This is a genomic window from Celeribacter indicus, from assembly GCF_000819565.1.
In the GTDB taxonomy this organism is placed as follows: Bacteria; Pseudomonadota; Alphaproteobacteria; order Rhodobacterales; family Rhodobacteraceae; genus Celeribacter; species Celeribacter indicus.
Genome location: NZ_CP004393.1, coordinates 2244040 through 2260712, shown reverse-complemented (window position 1 = coordinate 2260712; position 16673 = coordinate 2244040). Strand labels below are relative to the sequence as shown.

Sequence of the window (16673 nt, the reverse complement as noted above, 5' to 3'; positions counted from 1 at the left end):
GAATGCAAGGGGCGCGGCCCCCTCACTCCTCGCTGTCGTAGAGGTTGATCGGCTGGGCCGGCATGATGGTGGAGATCGCATGCTTGTAGACAAGCTGGCTCTGACCGTCCCGGCGCAGCAGGACGCAGAAATTGTCGAACCATGTGATCACGCCCTGAAGCTTCACCCCGTTGATCAGGAAGATCGTGACGGGAACCTTGGTCTTGCGGACGTGATTGAGGAAGGCATCCTGGAGATTCTGTTTATCGGCGGCCATGAGAAAATTGCCTTTTTCTTGCGCTTTATGATGCGAACTGTCCCTCGGGCGACAGCACTTGCGCTCACGTTCGCAGGAGTTCTTGAGGAATGTCAAGATTGTGCATGGAAAATCGCGACGCGATGCCGCGGCGCGGCGCAAAATTACGTCATTTGTAGCGCTAACGCCTGTCGGCCCCGTCAGCGGCGCCAGAATTCGGGGTTGAGCAGCGCGATGATCGCCAGCATCTCGAGCCGTCCGAGCACCATCGTGCCGGCGAGGACGAGCTTCATCGGATCGGTCAGCGCGGCATAGCTCATCGGGTCGGTTCCCGCGACCCTCACCAGCGGCCCCGTCGTCGTCAGCGCGGAAATGGTGAAGATCGCCGCCCGCTCGAAATCGAGCCCGAGCAGCGCGAGCAGCATCATCACCCCCGCGATGGTGAAGGCGAAGACCATGAAGTAAACCCAGGCCACATAGGCGCCTTCGCGCCTTATCCGCCGCGCGTTGGCCCCGGCCCCGCCGACCGAATGGGGCGAGACCAGCTTCTCGATCTCCCGCTCGCCGTGCCGCACGAGGGCATAAAGGCGCAGGAGCTTCACGCCCCCCGCCGTGGTCGCCACCCCGCCGCCGAAGATCGCAAGCCCCATCAGCAGCACGCCCGGCGCCTGGAGCCCGGACCAGAGCCGCGCCTCCTCCCAGCCCATGCTCTCGAAGCCCGCGGTGCTGAGGAAGGAGAGCACCATGAACATCGACCCCCAGAGCGAGGACAGCGCGCGGCCGAAGGTCCAGTCGCCCGAGACCTCGAGCACCGCGACCCAATGTCGCAGGAACAGCAGCAGCGGCACCGCCACCATGAGCGCGAGCCCGATCTTCATCTCCGGGTCGCGCCAGAGCGGCGGTGCGTCGGGGCGCGGGTTGTCGGCGGTGAAGGTCTTGCGCGACAGGGCCAGAAAGAGGAAGGCGAAGATCAGCAGCTCCCCGACGAAGCCGGTGCGCGTGTTGGTGAGCCCGCCCACCGGCGAGATGCCGGAGGTGGACATGACCGACATCGCGTGGATCAGCGCGACGAAGGCGGGAGAGCCGACCATGGCGAGCGCGAACCACAACGCGAGCGTGAGGCCGATGTAGATCGGAAAGAGCTTCGTCGTGAACCGCGCCATCCGCTCCGGCGCGGCGGCGATGCGGGTGATCTGCGAGGCGCGCGCATCGCTCTGGCCGGGCTGGCGCGAGGAGATCACCTCAAAGCCGCCGAGGTTCAGCGGCGCGAGCACCGCGACCGCCGTCACCCAGGCGAAGAGCCCGCCGAGCCAGGCGACGAGCGCGGTCCAGAGATGCTCCGGGCGGCTCAGACGCGCCGGATCGTCGAACAGCGTCGCGCCGGTGGTGGTGAGCGCCGAGACCATCTCGAAATAACCGTTGAGAAAGGTCGTGTCCTGCGTCGCCTCGACGAAGGGCACGGCAAGCACGAGCGGCAGCGCCGTATAGGTGCCGAGCAGCGTCAGGAGCTGGTTGCGCCCCTCCCGGTCGCGGTCGCGCCGGCCGTCGCGGGCCTCCGTCGCCTCAGGCCGGAACAGCGCGATGGCGATGAAGCCCGCGAGGGAGCAGACCAGCACCGAGGGATAGAGAAAGGCCCGCGCGTCGTCCCATTCGCGCAGGATGAGCGCATAGAAGGCCGGGACCAGCATCGCGCCCCCCGAGACCAGCATCAGCTGGACAAAGAACGGCATGCGCGAAAAGCGGTTCATCAGAAGAAGTCGATCGAGACTTGCAACAGCCGCTCGACCTCCGGCACGTCGGCGGTGAGCGAGAAGATGGAAATCACGTCGCCCTCGTCGATCCGCGTCTCCCCGGTCGGCTTCACATAGACGTCGCCCTTGGCGATCGCGCCGACCAGCACGCCCTCGGGAAAGTCGATGTCGCGGATGCGCTTGCCGGAGATCGGCGAGGTCGAGAGCACCTGCGCCTCGATCACCTCCGCCTCGCCGTCGCCCACCGAATAGACGTTGCGCACCCGCCCGTGGCGGATATGGCGCAGGATCGAGGAGACGGTGGTCGCGCGCGGGTTGATATAGGCGTCGATGTCGAGCGCGGAGAGGATCGGCACGAGCGAGGGATCGTTCACGAGACAGATCGCCATCGCCGCCCCCGCCTGTTTCGCACGCACGGCGGCGAGCATGTTCACCTTGTCGTCGTCGGTGACGCAGAGCACGGCATCCGCCCGGCTCACCCCTGCCTCGGACAAGAGCTCGGGATCGAGCGCGTCGCCGTTCAGCACGATGGTGCGCTCGAGACTGTCGGCGGCCCGCTCCGCGATCCTGCGGTCCTTCTCGATGATCTTCGCGCGCACCCGCTCGGTGCGCGTCTCCAGCGCCCGCGCGACGCCGAGCCCGACATTGCCGCCGCCGAGGATCACGACGCGCTCCTGCTTGGAGTGGGGCTTGCCGAAGATCTCGAGCGTGCGGGCGATGTCGTCGGAATTGACGAAGACATAGACCGCATCGCCTGCAAAGAGCTGGTCCCCCGGCTCGGGGGCAAAGAGCTTGCCGTCGCGGCGCACGCCGACGACGGTGGCGCGCAGGGTGGAGAAGAGTTCCGTCAGCTCACGCAGCGAGGCGTTGAGCACCGGGCAATCCGCCTCGAGCGCGATGCCCAGCAGATGCGCGCGCCCCGCGAGGAAGACCTGCGTGTCGAAGGCCGCAGGCGCGGCGAGCCGCCGGAGCGCCGCCTCCGCGACCTCCTTCTCGGGCGAGATCACCACGTCGATCGGCATGTGGTCGCGCCGGTAGAGGTCGGAATAGATCGCGGTGAGATAGCTCTGCGCCCGCAGCCGCGCGATCTTGCGCGGCACGGCAAAGACCGAATGCGCCACCTGGCAGGTGACCATGTTCACCTCGTCGGAATAGGTGGCGGCGATGATCATGTCGGCATCCCGCGCGCCCGCCTTTTCAAGGATGTCGGGATAGGAGGCATGGCCCTCGATCCCCTGCACGTCGAGCGTGTCCGTCGCACGCCGCACCAGCGCGGGATTGTTGTCGACGACGGTCACGTCGTTCCTCTCGCCCGAAAGCTGCCTGGCGATCTGCCATCCGACCTGCCCGGCGCCGCAAATGATGACTTTCATTGCATCATCCCCTTTCGCTTCGGCTCAGCCTTCGCACTTAACGCGGGCACGGTCAATGCGCCTGCCGTGGGGACGGGCGGTCTTCGCGGCGCTATTGCGCCGCGTCTTCGGAGACATAGGCCACGCGCCCGCCCTGTTTCGTGCCGGTGACGACGCCCAGCGACTTGAGCTTGCGGTGCAGCGCCGAGCGTTCCATCCCGACGAAGGTGGCGGTGCGCGAGATGTTCCCGCCGAACCGGTTGATCTGGGTCAGCAGGTATTCGCGCTCGAACATCTCCCGCGCCTCGCGCAGCGGCAGGGTCGCGATGGCCGGCGACAGCATCGCGCCGCCCTCGTCCACCCCGCCCTCCTGCGCGGGCAGTTCGGCGGCGTCGATCTCCCCCGTGCTGTCGCCGAGGATCAGCACCCGCTCGATCACGTTCTTGAGCTGCCGCACGTTGCCCGGCCAGCTCATCGTCTGGAGCATCGCCGCCGCATCCTCCGACAGCTCCCGCAGCGGCAGGCCCTGCACGCGGTTAAGCTGCGCGATGAAATGGCGCGCGAGTTCGGGAATGTCCTCGCGCCGCTTCTCGAGCGCGGGCACCTCGATCGGCACGACGTTCAGCCGGTGATAGAGCTCCTCGCGGAAGGTCCCGGCGAGGATCTCTCCCTGGAGGTCGCGCGAGGTGGAGGAGATCACGCGCAGGTCGACGGAGACCTTGCCCGCCCCGCCGACGCGGGTGAATTTCTGCTCGACCAGGACGCGCAGGATCTTCGACTGGGTGCCGAGCGGCATGTCCGCCACCTCGTCGAAATAGATCACGCCGCCGCTGGCCTCCTCGAGAAGCCCCTTCTCGACCCCCCGCTCCGGGCTTTCGCGGCCGAACAGCACCTCCTCCATCCGCTCCGGCGCGATCGTGGCGGAGGAGACGGTCACGAAGGGCGCCTCGCGGCGGTCGGAATTGAGGTGGATGTAGCGCGCCGCAACCTCCTTGCCGACGCCCGCAGGCCCAGTGAGCATCACCCGCCCGTTCGAGCGCGTGACCTTCTCGAGATTGGACTTGAGCTGCTTGAACGCGGTGGAGATGCCGATCATCTCCACCTCCGCGCCGCCCGACCGCTTCAGCGTGGCATTCTCGCGCCTGAGCCGCGAGGTCTCCATCGCGCGGCCGATCACCACCATGAGCTGGTCGATGTTGAAGGGCTTCTCGATGAAGTCATAGGCGCCCTGCTTGATCGCCGCCACCGCGATCTCGATATTGCCGTGGCCGGAGATGATGATGATCGGCACCTCGGGGTGCTCGCGCTTGACATGCTTGAGGATGTCGATCCCGTCCATGTCGCTGTCCTTGAGCCAGATGTCGAGGATCATGAGCGAGGGCACACCCGCGCCGATCTCGCGCAGACATTCGTCCGAGTTCGAGGCCAGCCGGGTCTCGTATCCCTCGTCCCGGAGAATATCCCCGATCAACTCACGGATGTCGCGCTCGTCATCGACGATCAGAATGTCCGGCATGGCTCTGTCCCCACTTCAATACTACACTGCAAGTTTCTGTTCTTGTTGAACTTCACGTTCCTTCAAAAGCGCAAGGCGAATGGTCGCCCGCGCCCCGATCCGGCCCGAGGGATCGAGCGGCACGCCATCCGACAGCGTCAGCGTACCGCCATGCTCCTCGATGATCTTCTTGACGATCGGCAGGCCCAGCCCGGTGCCTTTCTCGCGCGTCGTGACATAGGGCTCGAACAGCCGCGACCGGTCCTCCGGCAGGCCGATGCCATTGTCCGCGATCTCGATCACCGCCTCCTGTCCTTCGCAGGCGAGCGTCACGCGCACGGTCGGCACATGGCCTTCCGGAACGCCGGTTTCGTAAAGCGTGTCAATGGCTTCCCCGGCATTCTTTATAAGATTGGTGAGCGCCTGACCGATCATCGTCGCATCGACCTCCGCCCAGGCCGTCGCCGGCGCGATCTCCGAGACGATGGTCACGTCGGGCTGGGCATTCTGCTGCAACAGCACCGCGCCGCGCACCAGCGCGACGAGATCCTGCTCCCGCCGCTCGGGCGAGGGCATCCGCGCGAATTTGGAAAACTCGTCGACGATCCGCCGCAGGTCGCCGGTCTGGCGCACGATGACGGAGGTATATTGCTCGAGATCCGCCCGCGTCTCCTCGTCGAGGCCCCGGCCGAACTTCCTCAGGATCCGCTCCGCCGAAAGCTGGATCGGCGTGAGCGGGTTCTTGATCTCATGCGCGATCCGCCGGGCGACATCGCCCCAGGCGGCGAGCCGCTGCGCGCTCACGAGGTCGGTGACGTCGTCGAAGACCACCACATAGCCTTCGAGCAGCCCCTCGACATCCCGCCGGGTGGCGATCCGCACGAGCAGGCTTTCCTGCGCGCCGGAGCGGATCAGCCGGATCTCCTCCTGGACCACCTCCCGCCCCTGCCCGCGCAGGGTGTCGAAGAGCGGGCCGAATTCCGGCACCAGCAGGCCCAGGTTCTCGCCGGTCACGTCGCGCGTTCCGAGCGACAGAAGCGTCTGCGCCGAACGGTTGGACAGCGTCACGCGCCCCGAGGCGTCGAGCCCGATCACCCCCGCCGTCACCGAGGAGAGCACGCTGTCGAACAGCCGGCGCCGCTGGTCGATCTGCTCGTTGCGCTCCAGAAGCTCGTTGCGCTGCACCTTGAGCTGGCGGGTCATCTGGTTGAAGACCCGCCCCAGCGTCGCGATCTCGTCCTGGCCCTCCGCCTCGGCGACGCGAACCGACAGGTCCCCCTCCCCGACCCGCTGCGCCGCGCCCGCCAGCCGCCCGATCGGACGGGCGAGCCGTTCCGCGAACCACAGGCCGATCCAGGTCGCCACGAGGATGAGGACGATGGCAAAGCCGATGTAGAGCAGGCCGAACTCGAACAGCAGCCGCCCGCGGTCGCTTTCGAGCTGGTTGTAAAGCGCGATGCTGTCCTGCGTCTCGTCGAGCAGGCTGAGGATCTTTCCGTCCACGTCGCGCGTGACATAGAGATAGCGGTCGGCAAACCCCGCAAGCCGTTGCAGGGCGCGGCTTTCGTTATGGTCCCAGTCGTCGATCAGCACGAGCTCGCCCGTCTCCGCGCGGGCGCGCTGCGCCTCGGTGGGACGTTCGTAGTTGAACAGGTAGGAGCGTTCTCCCCGCGCCCGGATCTCTCCCGCGCGGTCGATCACATAGGCTTCGCGCAGGCCGCGCTGGATCAGCCCCTGCCCCTGGTTGAGCACCTGGCGCAGCGCGCCGTCGGGCAGGATCGTGACCTGCCGGCGCCGCTCGATCAGGAAGCCGGCGAGCGCCCGCGTGTCCTCCGCCAGACCGTCGCGATGCTCCGTCTCATAGGCCTTCGCCGCCTCGAGCGAGGAGCCGACCACGTTGCGCACCCGGTCGGAGAACCAGCCCTCGAGCCCGAAATTCACCGTCACGACAGCAAAGACCGCCACGGTCACCGTCGGGATGAGCGCGAGAAGCAGGAACACGCCGGACAGCCGCAGGTGGAGCCGCGAGCCCTCCGAATGGGCGCGGCGGGCGGCGATCATCCGGGCGATGCGCTGCGCCACGAGGCCGGCGACGATGAGCACATAGACGATATCCGCCAGGAGCACGCCGCGCAGCACGTTGGAGGCATGGCCGTGGTCGAGCGGACCGAGCACGAGGACGGTGACGATGGCGAGCAGCGGGCCGAGCACGACCACCGCGACCGTCGCGGCATCCTGGAGACGCCGCTGACGGCGCAGGCGCATGAGCCTGTTCCAGCTTCGCTTGCCGACTGCCTGTGCCACTGCCCAACCTCGTAAAGGACCACATCCAGCCCCGCGCGCGCCTTGCTCGTTGACGTCTGCCCGCGGAACGCCGTGGCCTTGAGGACGCAGGGAACGTGCTTTCGCCGTCACTGAGCCCAAATCACCACGGATGTGTCCTATTTACATCAGCTTGCGGCGCCGTGTCACCTGAATATCGAGGTCATTGATCTTCTTGCGCAAGGTATTGCGGTTGATGCCCAGAAGATCCGCACATTTCGCCTGATTTCCGCCCACCGCGTCGAGGGCGATCTCTATGAGCGGCTGCTCCACCTCCTTCAGGATCCGCTGGTAGAGGCCCGGCGGCGGCAGCACCCCGCCGTGCAGGTCGAAATAGCGGCGCAGGTGCTTGGCGACGGAGGCCGACAGCTTTTCGCCGTCGCCGCCGCCCTGGAGCGGCTCGATCGCCGGCTGGTTGCCGAGCACGAGCTCCACCTCGGCGCGGGTGATCTCCTCCTCCGCCGAGGTGACGATGAGCCGGCGGATCGTGTTCTCGAGCTGGCGCACGTTCCCCGGCCAGCTGTAGGCGCGCACGAGTTCGAGCGCCTCGCCGGTGAAGCGGCGCGTGGACAGGCCGTCGCGCTCTGCCTTGGCGAGGAAGAATTCCGCGAGCAGCGGGATGTCGTCCACCCGCTCCCGCAGGCTCGGCACGGAGATCGTCACCCCGCCCAGCCGGTAGAACAGGTCCTGGCGGAAGGCGCCCGATTCCATCTTCGCCGCCAGATTGGCCTGCGAGGTCGCCATGATCCGCGGCGCATTGTCGGTGAAGCTGTCGAGCATGCGCACGATCCGCGCCTGCGCCTCCTCGTCGAGATCGCCGACCTCGTCGAACAGGATCGACCCGTTCTTCGCCCGCGAGATCACCGAGGCCGGGCCCTCCATCGTCGCGAGATCGGAGGCCGACACCACCACGAAGGGCAGCGTGCGCCGGTCGGAGAAATCGTGGATCGCGCGGGCGATGAGCGACTTGCCGGTGCCGCTCTCCCCGGTGATCAGCACCGGCAGATCGGTGTTCATCACGCGGGCGACAAGGCGATAGAGCGTCTGCATCGCCGGCGTGCGCCCGACGAGCGGCAGGTCCTCCTTCGGCCCTTCCGAGGGCGCCTTCGCCGTCGAGGGGGCGGGATTGGCGCGGCGCTTGACCTCGAGCGCCTTGGCCGCGCGCTTCATCAGGTCGGGAAGGTCGAAGGGTTTCGGCAGGTAGTCGAAGGCCTCCGCCTCCGCCGCCTGGATCGCGGTCATGATCGTGTTCTGCGCGGAGATCACGATCACCGGCAGGCCGGGACGCTGTTCGGCGATCTTCGGCAGCGCCTCGAGCCCGTTGCCGTCGGGCATCATCACGTCGGAGATCACCAGATCGCCCTTGCCCTCCTCCACCCAGCGCATCAGCGTGACGAGCGAGGAGGTCGCGTGCACCTTGCAGCCTGCGCGGGTGAGCGCCTGGGTCAGAACCGTGCGGATCGTCCGGTCGTCATCGGCGACGAGGATCGTGCCATCCATTGTCTTTCTCCTTGTCGTTCCCGCGCAAGGGGGCACATCGTCGTTCCGCCCGTGCGAAGCCCCTTCTGAACGGGGAATTTTACACTCTTATGACGCCTCCCCCTCAGCCACGGCGCGGCTCGCGCGGCGCGACCGGAAGTGAGATGCGAAACACCGTCTTGCCGGGGACAGAGTCCACGGAAATCCATCCCTCGTGGTCGGAAATGATCTTCGAGACGAGCGCGAGGCCGAGCCCCGTCCCGTTTTCCCTCCCTGACACGAATGGTTCGAAGATATCGGCTGCGATCTCCGGTGGCAAACCCGGACCGTCGTCGATGATCTCGACCTGGAGCGGCAGGGCCGCCCCGGTCCCGTCCTTGCGCCGCAGCCGCAGGGACAGATCGTAGAAGGTGCGGATCCGGATGGTGCCGCCCTCCCGCGCCGCCGCCTCGGATGCGTTCTTGAACAGGTTGAGAAGCACCTGGAGAAGCTGGTCGCCGTCGACGAAGGTCGGCGGCAGCGACGGGTCGAACTCCTCCACGAACTTCATGTTCGCGCCATAGGACAGCTCGGCGGATTTTCGCGCCCGGTCGATCAGGTCGTGGATGTTGATCGCGCGTTTTTCCGGCGGGCGCAGGTTGCCGAACTGCTCCACCTGTTCGAGCAGCGCGACGATCCGGCGGCTTTCGGCGACGATCAGATCCGTCAGCTCGAGATCCTCGGGGCTGAGGCTCATCGACAGGAGTTGCGCCGCGCCGGTGATGCCGGCGAGCGGGTTCTTGATCTCGTGGGCGAGCATTTCCGCCATGCCGATGGCCGAACGCGCCGAGCTCTTGACCTGGTGCGAGCGCCCGAGCCGGTCGGCGATCTGGCGCGGCTCCATCAGCAGGATGAGCCAGCCCTCCATGCCCTGAAGCGGCGCGATCTGGATGTTGCACTGCACCGGCGGCGCATTGCCGCCCGACACATCGACATTGTTGATGAACATCGCGGAATCGTCGCGGCGCACGCGGGAGAATGCCTCCTCGAGCGGCGCGTCGATGGCGAGCTTGTCGAACACCGGCACGCCGGTGAGCGATTTGGCCGAGGCGTTCAGGAACAGCTCGGCGGCGGAATTCACCTCCGCGATCCCGTCCTCCCGGTCGATGAGCAGGCCCGGCACCGGCAGGGAGGGCCATAGCGTGTCGAAGCGTCTGTCGCTCATGCGGCAACTCCTTCCAGGGCGAGAGCCTCCGGCAGCAGACCGGCGACCGCGCGCGGATCCCGTTCGGTCAGCACCCGGCGGCGCAGCGCCGCGGGCGTGCCCGCCCGGTCCATGTACCAGCCGAGGTGCTTGCGCATCACCCGCACCCCCAGCGCCGCGCCATAGAAGGCGAGCGCCGCCTCGTAATGGCCGGCGACGAGTTCCGCGAGGGCCGCCCCCTCCGGCGCCGCGGGGACCGGCCGTCCGGCGAGATTGGCGGCCACCTGCGCCAGCAGCCAGGGCCGCCCCTGCGCGCCGCGCCCGATCATCACCCCGTCGGCGCCCGAGAGCGCCAGCGCCTCGCGCGCCGCCTCGGGCGAGGTGATGTCGCCATTGGCCACCACCGGCACCGAAACCGCCGCCTTCACCGCGCGGATCGCCGCCCAGTCGGCCCGGCCCTTGTAGAACTGGCAGCGGGTGCGTCCGTGGATCGTGATCATCCGCACCCCCGCCGCCTCCGCGCGCCGCGCGATCTCCGGCGCGTTCAGCAGCCGGTCGTCCCAGCCGAGCCGCGTCTTCAGCGTCACCGGCACGGACACCGCGCCCACCACCGCCTCGATCAGCGTCAGCGCGTGGTCGGGATCGCGCATCAGCGCCGAGCCGGAATAGCCCGAGACCACCTTCTTTGCCGGGCAGCCCATGTTGATGTCGATGATCTGCGCCCCGTTCGCCTCTGCCATCTTCGCGGCGCGCGCCATCGGCTCCGCCTCGCGCCCCGCGAGCTGCACCGCCGTGCGCTCGACGCCGAATCCCAGCTCCGCCTTTTCCCGCGCGCCGGGGCGGGCGTTCAGCATGTCGTGGGAGGCCACCATCTCCGAGACGACGAGCCCCGCGCCGAAGGAGGTGACGAGGTTGCGGAAGGGCAGATCCGTGATTCCCGCCATGGGGGCGAGGAACACTGGCGGGTCGAGCGTCAGATGCGCCAATTCAAGAGGCAAGCGATTAATCCTTGAGCAGTCCAGACAGAGGTATCCGGCGCGCGGGCGAGTCGCAAAGAGTCGCGGCGCGAAATCCGGCGAAAAATGGCGTTTGCACAAAATTTACTCACACGCCCGCGCAAATTCGCGCCATTGCAAGCCCGCGCGCCACGGATTATGCCGAAGCGATGGGAAAAGATGCAGTCGTGATCGTCGCCGCCGGCCGCGGCACCCGCGCGGGCGGGCCCCTGCCGAAGCAATGGCAGAGCCTCGGGGGACGCCGGGTCATCGACCATGCCATCGCCGCCTTCCGCCCCTTCGTCGCGGAGATCGTCGTCGTGCACCACCCCGACGACCTCGCGCTGGCACAGACGCTTCCCGAGGTGACGCTCGTCGCCGGCGGCGATCACCGCTCCGCCTCGGTCGCGCACGGCCTCGCCGCGCTCGAAGGCCGCGGCATCGACCGCGTGCTGATCCATGACGCCGCGCGCGCCCTCGTGCCCGGCGCGGTGATCGCCGAGGTGCTCGCAGCCCTCGCCACCCATGCCGCCGCCGCCCCCGCCCTCGCGCTCACCGACGCGCTCTGGCAGGGCAGCGCCGGGCCGAGCGGCCTCACCGTCGACGGCGCCCGCGACCGCGGCGGGCTGTTCCGCGCCCAGACGCCGCAGGGGTTCGACTTCGCCGCGATCCTCGCCGCGCATCGCGCCTTCTCCGGCGCGGCCGCCGACGATGTCGAGGTCGCGCGCTCCGCGGGCCTGACCGTCGCCATCACCGAAGGTTCGGAAGAGAATTTCAAGATCACCCGTCCCGGCGACATCGACCGGGCCGAAGCCCTGCTGCGGCAGCGCGCGACACAGGAGACCGCCATGGATATCAGGCTCGGCAACGGCTATGACGTGCACCGTTTCGGCGACGGCGACCACGTCTGGCTCTGCGGCGTCAAACTGCCGCACGGGCGCGGTCTCCAGGGCCATTCCGACGCCGATGTGGGCATGCACGCGCTCACCGATGCGATCTACGGCGCGCTTGCCCGCGGCGATATCGGCCAGCATTTCCCGCCGTCCGACCCGCAATGGAAGGGCGCGGAAAGCCATATCTTCCTGCGCCACGCCATCGGCCTTGCCCGCGGGATGGGCTATGAGATGATGAACTGCGACGTCACGCTCGTCTGCGAAAGGCCAAAGGTGGGGCCGCACGCGCTTGCCATGCGCAGCGCGCTTTGCCAGATCATGGAGGTGGATGTCGACCGCGTCTCGGTCAAGGCGACGACCTCCGAGCGGCTCGGCTTCACCGGCCGGGAAGAGGGAATCGCGGCCCTTGCCACCGCGGCGCTGATCAAAGGATAGAGAGATGAGACAACTTGCCGAATTCGTCGCCACCCTCGCCCGCGTGGGCTATCTCACCCCGGCCTCCGGCACATGGGGCTCGGCGGCGGCCGTGGCGCTGTTCTGGGCGATCCACGAGATCGCCGGCCCGCTCGGCGTGCTCGTCGCCCTGGTCGCCGTCTTCCTCGGCGGGATCTGGGCCGTGGGCACGCTGACCGCGGGCGCGGCCGACCACGACCCCTCCTTCATCGTCATCGACGAGGTCGCCGGCCAGTGGATCGCGCTGCTGCCGGTCACCCTCGGGGCCGCGGCCATGGGCGTGCCCTCCTCCGCGCTCTGGCCGGGCTATCTCACGGGCTTTCTCGCCTTCCGCCTGTTCGACATCTGGAAACCCTGGATCATCGGCCGGGCGGACCGGCGCAACGACGCCTTCGGCGTGATGCTCGACGACGCGCTCGCCGGCGTCTTCGCCGCGGTGGTCGTCCTCCTCGCCGCCGGCATCGCCCACGGGGTGATGATGCGATGACCGACCTGCCCCTCGCCCTGGCCGAAGACGTCCTGTCCCGCGCCCGCGCGCAGGGGCTCCGGCTCGCGACCGCCGAAAGCTGCACCGGCGGGCTCGTCATCGGCGCGCTGACCGAGATCGCGGGCGCCTCGGACGTGGTCGACCGCGGCTTCGTCACCTATTCCAACGCGGCAAAGCGCGACATGCTCGGCGTCCGCGCCGACACGCTCGCCGCCCATGGCGCAGTCTCCGAGGAGGTCGCGCGCGAGATGGCCGAGGGCGCGCGCGCACACTCCGCCGCACAGATCGCCGTCTCCGTGACCGGCATCGCCGGCCCCGGCGGATCGGAGCACAAGCCCGAGGGCCGCGTCTGTTTCGGCCTCGCCGCGGCAGGCCGGGAGACGCGCACCGAAACCGTCGAATTCGGACCCCGCGGCCGGGCCGAGGTGCGGCGCGCGACCGTCGCCCATGCGCTCGGACTGCTGCGGGAGGCACTCGCCCTGCCCTGACGATGGAAATCAGGTCGAATATGGCGCATCGACCGGAAAAGACGGCATGGCCTCCCTCGCGGACCTCGACACCGGCACCATCGCCGGGCTCGCGTCGATCCCCCCGCCTCCGACTTCGCCGGCCCGCTCGGGGCACTGGCGATCGGCGCGGTCGCCGGCGTCCTCTGTCAGGAAATGGTGACCCTCATCCGCACCCGCCTCCGCATCGACGACACGCCCGACGTCTTCGCGGGACACGGGGTCGGCGGCATCTTCGGCACGGTGATGATCGCAGCCTTCGGCAAAGGCAGCTGGATCGTCCCGCTCGGCGCGTTCGGGATCGTCGGGCCGTTCACCTGCACCGTCACCGCCGCGCGCGTCCTCCTGTGCCGGCTGGCGACGGAGGTCCGCGTCGACCCGGAGACGGAACATCCCGGCCTCGACCTCGCCCGGCATGGCGAAAGCGCCTGGGATCACGCCTCGTGATCGCCCCGATGACGAGAAAGCGGCCTCGCGGGGCCGCTTTTCCTTTGCCCCGCGCGCCGCGCGCCGCTACGACACGGGACCGGACGGTCGGGAGGAGACTACCATGCTGGAACTCATCGCCGTGCTCCTCGCCGGGGTCGCGGGCGGCGCGCTGAACGCGGTGGCGGGCGGCGGCACCTTCCTCACCCTGCCGGCGCTGATCTTCGCGGGCGTCCCGCCGGTCTCCGCCAACGCGACGGCGACGCTCACCGCCCTGCCCGGCTATGTGAGCAGCGTCTGGGCCTATCGCCGCGACCTCGCGACCACCGCCACCATGCCCGCCGGACGGATGATCGCGCTCGCCTCGGCGGGCGGGCTGGCGGGCGCGCTCCTGCTGCTGGTGACGCCCAACGACACCTTCCTCGCGGTGGTGCCCTGGCTCATGGCGCTGGCCACCGTGCTCTTCGCGGGCGGGCCGCGGATCGTGCGCCGGCTGTTCGCCCGCGACCGCCTCGGCCCGCTCGCCGCCGCGGTGGCGCTGTCCCTCGTCTCCGTCTACGGCGGCTATTTCAACGGCGGCCTCGGGATCATGCTGCTCGCGGTGCTGGGCCTCATCGGCTTCACCGACCTGCATGCGATGAACGGGCTGAAGAACGCGCTCTCCGCGCTGCTGTCGCTCGTCTCCGCGGCGACCTATGTCGCGGCGGGGGTGATCGCCTGGGACATGGCCGCGCTCCTGGCCGCGGCGATGATCGCGGGCGGGTTCCTCGGGGCGCATCACGCGCGCCGGATCACCGATACGCGGCGGCTGAAACAGTTCATCACCGCGGTCGGCGCGGCGATGACCGTGATCTTCCTCGTCCGAAGCCTTGGCGCGTGATCAGCCGTAGAGCGCCTGCGCGCGGCGCTCGAAGGCGCGCACGATCCGCTGCATCGCGTCGTTGAACACCATGCCGATCACGCCTTGCAGGATCGCGTTCCTGAACTCGAAATCGACGAAGAACTCCACCTCGCAGCCGCCGTCCTCCGCGTCGCGGAACTTCCACCAGCTCTTCATGTAGCGGAACGGCCCGTCGAGATATTCCGTGTCGATGCGGCGCTCGTCCTTGTAGAGCTTCACGCGGGAGCCGAATTTCTCGCGGAACACCTTGAAGGAAATCACCAGATCCGCGTGCATCATCTCGTACGCGCCGCACTCCTCGCGGCTTCGGATGCGCGCGGCGGCGTTCCACGGCAGGAATTGCGGATAGCTTTCCACATCGGCCACGAGGTCGTACATTTGCTGGGCCGTGTAGGGGAGATGTCTTGTTTCCTGATGCGTCGGCATGGTCTCTGGGTTTTCTCTGTGCGCCCTGTTATGTCTAGGGCATCGGCGGAAAATGCAAGGGGATAGCATGACGCAGCGGCCTTATCACATCGAGACCATGATTTCGGCCAAGGCGATCGCCGCCCGGATCGAGGAGCTCGCGCGGGAGATCCGCAAGAGCTACAGGGACACGGACAAGCTCGTGGTGATCGGGCTGCTCAGGGGCTCCTTCGTCTTCATCGCCGATCTGGTGCGCGAACTGGACATGAACGTGGAGGTCGACTTCCTCGAAACCTCCTCCTACGGCAACGCGATGCAAAGCTCGCGCGAGGTGCGCATCCTCAAGGACATCCGCGGCCAGATCGAGGGGCGCGACGTGCTCGTCGTCGAGGACATCGTGGACACCGGCCACACGCTCGCCGCGGTGCTCAAGCTGCTCGCCGCGCGCAACCCGCGCCGGCTCGAGACCATCGCGCTGCTCGACAAGCCCACCCGGCGCGAGGTCGATCTCAAGGCGACATGGACCGGGTTCGAGATCCCCGACGCCTTCGTCGTGGGCTATGGCATCGACTATGCGCAGGCCAACCGCAACCTGCCCTATATCGGCTCGGTCGTGTTCGACGGGGAGGCCCCGGCATGAGCGAGCTGCGCTGGCTCCTGCGCGCGAAACGCTGGGCGCAGCGTCCGCCCTCGGCGGCGCGGGTCAGGCTCGTACTCGTGGTGATCGCCCTCTGCCTCGCGCTTTTCGCGGTGGAGCGGACGGCTGGCCTGCCGGACTGGATGCAGGTCAACGGCAAGACGCGGGTGAAGGTCACGCCCGCTTCGCCGTGACCGGCAGCCGCCCCATCATCCGCGCCTCCTCCCGCGCGAGCGCCGCGCCGATGCGCGCCCGTGCCTGCCGCAGCCGCGGCGCGTCGGCGAGATCGACATGGGAGGCGACATAGACCGGCACCGGCGCCGCCTCGATCGCCGGGGCGACGGGCACGAGCCGGGGTGAGGCATTGCCGAGGAAGGCCGGCAGCATCACCCGCCCCATCCCCGCCTCCGCAAGCGACAGCAGCGACAGGAAACTGTCGGCCGCGGCGGTGAAGGTGACGCGTCGCCGCTCCAGCTCGTCGCGCAGCCGCGTGGCCAGATAGGACCGCCCGATCGGGCCCGTGAGCCCGAGCCAGCGGTCGGCGGGCACCTCCACGGAGGCGGCATAGAAGCCGAAGGCCATCTGCACCGCGACCTCGCCATGCAGATCCTCGGGCAGTTTCAGCGTCGGGCGCACCGTCACGTCGGCATGCAGCCGCGCGAGGTCGAGATGGGCATTGGTCGACAGGAGTTCGAAGGACAGGGCCGGCGCCTGCGTCGAAAGCCGGGCGAGAACGGGCGGCAGGACCGCGTGACAGAAACTGTCGGTCGAGGTCACCCGGATCACCCCCGACAGCGGCGCCTCCCCCGCCCGCGCAAGCCGCTCGACGGCGCCGACAGCGGCCTCGACCTCGCGCGCCGCCTCGATCAGGCGCAGCTTTTCGGGCGGGATCTCGTAACCCCGCACGGATTTCACGAAGAGTTCGACGCCCAGCCGGTCCTCGAAGGCCGCCACCCGGCGCAGCACGGTCGCATGGTTGACGCCAAGCTCGCGGGCGGCCCCCGACACGGACCCCGACCGCGCCACGGCAAGCACGAAACGGAAATCGTCCCAGTTCGGCCCCTTCATCACTCATCCCTCCTGTCCGGACCCCGTTTCACGCTAGCACGGCCGGAACGCCCGTACCTTGAGGGAAATCAGTTGGCGATGCCGC

The 16673-nt window shown here is 68.3% G+C and carries 16 protein-coding genes and 1 pseudogene; 7 read left to right on the top strand and 10 right to left on the bottom strand.

The genetic code is table 11. The features are described from left to right. Positions 1 to 22: 22 nt before the first annotated feature. The 8 genes from hfq to dusB all read right to left on the bottom strand — a co-directional run bounded on the left by hfq (position 23) and on the right by dusB (position 10761). Entirely contained in the window at positions 23 to 256 is a 234-nt protein-coding gene (hfq, locus tag P73_RS11350) for an RNA chaperone Hfq (RefSeq protein WP_043869639.1), read from the bottom strand. Positions 257 to 435: 179 nt separating this feature from the next. Continuing rightward, a complete protein-coding gene (locus P73_RS11345) occupies positions 436 to 1983 on the bottom strand; it encodes a TrkH family potassium uptake protein (RefSeq protein WP_043869638.1) in 1548 nt (515 codons plus the stop codon). After that, complete coding sequence (trkA, locus tag P73_RS11340) at positions 1983 to 3359, bottom strand: Trk system potassium transporter TrkA (protein ID WP_043869637.1); 1377 nt, start codon at positions 3357 to 3359, stop codon at positions 1983 to 1985. Before trkA ends, P73_RS11345 begins: the two co-directional genes overlap by 1 nt. A 91-nt stretch (positions 3360 to 3450) precedes the next feature. Then, positions 3451 to 4854, bottom strand: coding sequence for a nitrogen assimilation response regulator NtrX (gene ntrX / locus P73_RS11335; RefSeq protein ID WP_043869636.1), 1404 nt, complete (start codon positions 4852 to 4854; stop codon positions 3451 to 3453). 21 nt (positions 4855 to 4875) lie between these two features. Then, positions 4876 to 7098, bottom strand: coding sequence for a sensor histidine kinase NtrY-like (locus tag P73_RS11330; protein ID WP_043869635.1), 2223 nt, complete (start codon positions 7096 to 7098; stop codon positions 4876 to 4878). Between the two features lie 180 nt (positions 7099 to 7278). Beyond that, positions 7279 to 8655 (bottom strand): response regulator, encoded by a 1377-nt coding sequence (locus P73_RS11325; RefSeq protein WP_043869634.1) that lies wholly within the window; start codon positions 8653 to 8655, stop codon positions 7279 to 7281. Positions 8656 to 8758: 103 nt separating this feature from the next. Continuing rightward, complete coding sequence (locus P73_RS11320; RefSeq protein ID WP_043869633.1) at positions 8759 to 9838, bottom strand: two-component system sensor histidine kinase NtrB; 1080 nt, start codon at positions 9836 to 9838, stop codon at positions 8759 to 8761. Continuing rightward, on the bottom strand, positions 9835 to 10761 hold the full coding sequence (gene dusB / locus P73_RS11315) for a tRNA dihydrouridine synthase DusB (RefSeq protein WP_052453567.1): 927 nt from the start codon (positions 10759 to 10761) through the stop codon (positions 9835 to 9837). The genes P73_RS11320 and dusB overlap by 4 nt, the downstream gene beginning before the upstream one ends. Before the next feature lie 221 nt (positions 10762 to 10982). On the opposite strand from dusB, the gene P73_RS11310 reads away from it, so the two are divergent. The 5 genes and pseudogenes from P73_RS11310 (at position 10983) to P73_RS11290 (ending at position 14457) form a co-directional block, all read left to right on the top strand. Then, positions 10983 to 12140 carry a bifunctional 2-C-methyl-D-erythritol 4-phosphate cytidylyltransferase/2-C-methyl-D-erythritol 2,4-cyclodiphosphate synthase gene (locus P73_RS11310; RefSeq protein ID WP_043869631.1) on the top strand — a complete coding sequence of 386 codons (1158 nt, stop codon included), beginning with the start codon at positions 10983 to 10985 and terminating at the stop codon, positions 12138 to 12140. 4 nt (positions 12141 to 12144) lie between these two features. Next, positions 12145 to 12645, top strand: coding sequence for a phosphatidylglycerophosphatase A family protein (locus tag P73_RS11305; protein ID WP_043869630.1), 501 nt, complete (start codon positions 12145 to 12147; stop codon positions 12643 to 12645). Further along, on the top strand, positions 12642 to 13133 hold the full coding sequence (locus tag P73_RS11300; protein ID WP_043869629.1) for a CinA family protein: 492 nt from the start codon (positions 12642 to 12644) through the stop codon (positions 13131 to 13133). Before P73_RS11305 ends, P73_RS11300 begins: the two co-directional genes overlap by 4 nt. A 37-nt stretch (positions 13134 to 13170) precedes the next feature. Continuing rightward, a pseudogene (locus P73_RS24405) lies at positions 13171 to 13598 on the top strand (ammonia channel protein); the annotation flags it as partial. Positions 13599 to 13701: 103 nt separating this feature from the next. Then, positions 13702 to 14457, top strand: coding sequence for a sulfite exporter TauE/SafE family protein (locus P73_RS11290; RefSeq protein WP_043869628.1), 756 nt, complete (start codon positions 13702 to 13704; stop codon positions 14455 to 14457). On the opposite strand, the gene P73_RS11285 is transcribed toward P73_RS11290, so the two are convergent. Next, positions 14458 to 14904 (bottom strand): type II toxin-antitoxin system RatA family toxin, encoded by a 447-nt coding sequence (locus tag P73_RS11285; protein WP_043869627.1) that lies wholly within the window; start codon positions 14902 to 14904, stop codon positions 14458 to 14460. It abuts the gene before it with no gap. Positions 14905 to 14971: 67 nt separating this feature from the next. Between P73_RS11285 and hpt the strand changes: the two genes are divergently transcribed. Continuing rightward, complete coding sequence (gene hpt, locus P73_RS11280) at positions 14972 to 15523, top strand: hypoxanthine phosphoribosyltransferase (protein ID WP_043869626.1); 552 nt, start codon at positions 14972 to 14974, stop codon at positions 15521 to 15523. Then, positions 15520 to 15714: a hypothetical protein gene (locus tag P73_RS11275; RefSeq protein ID WP_043869625.1), complete on the top strand. Its 195-nt coding sequence runs from the start codon at positions 15520 to 15522 to the stop codon at positions 15712 to 15714. The genes hpt and P73_RS11275 overlap by 4 nt, the downstream gene beginning before the upstream one ends. On the opposite strand, the gene P73_RS24400 is transcribed toward P73_RS11275, so the two are convergent. Further along, positions 15695 to 16588, bottom strand: a complete 894-nt coding sequence (locus P73_RS24400) for a LysR family transcriptional regulator (protein ID WP_052453204.1) — start codon at positions 16586 to 16588, stop codon at positions 15695 to 15697. The genes P73_RS11275 and P73_RS24400 overlap by 20 nt on opposite strands. Positions 16589 to 16673: the final 85 nt, after the last annotated feature.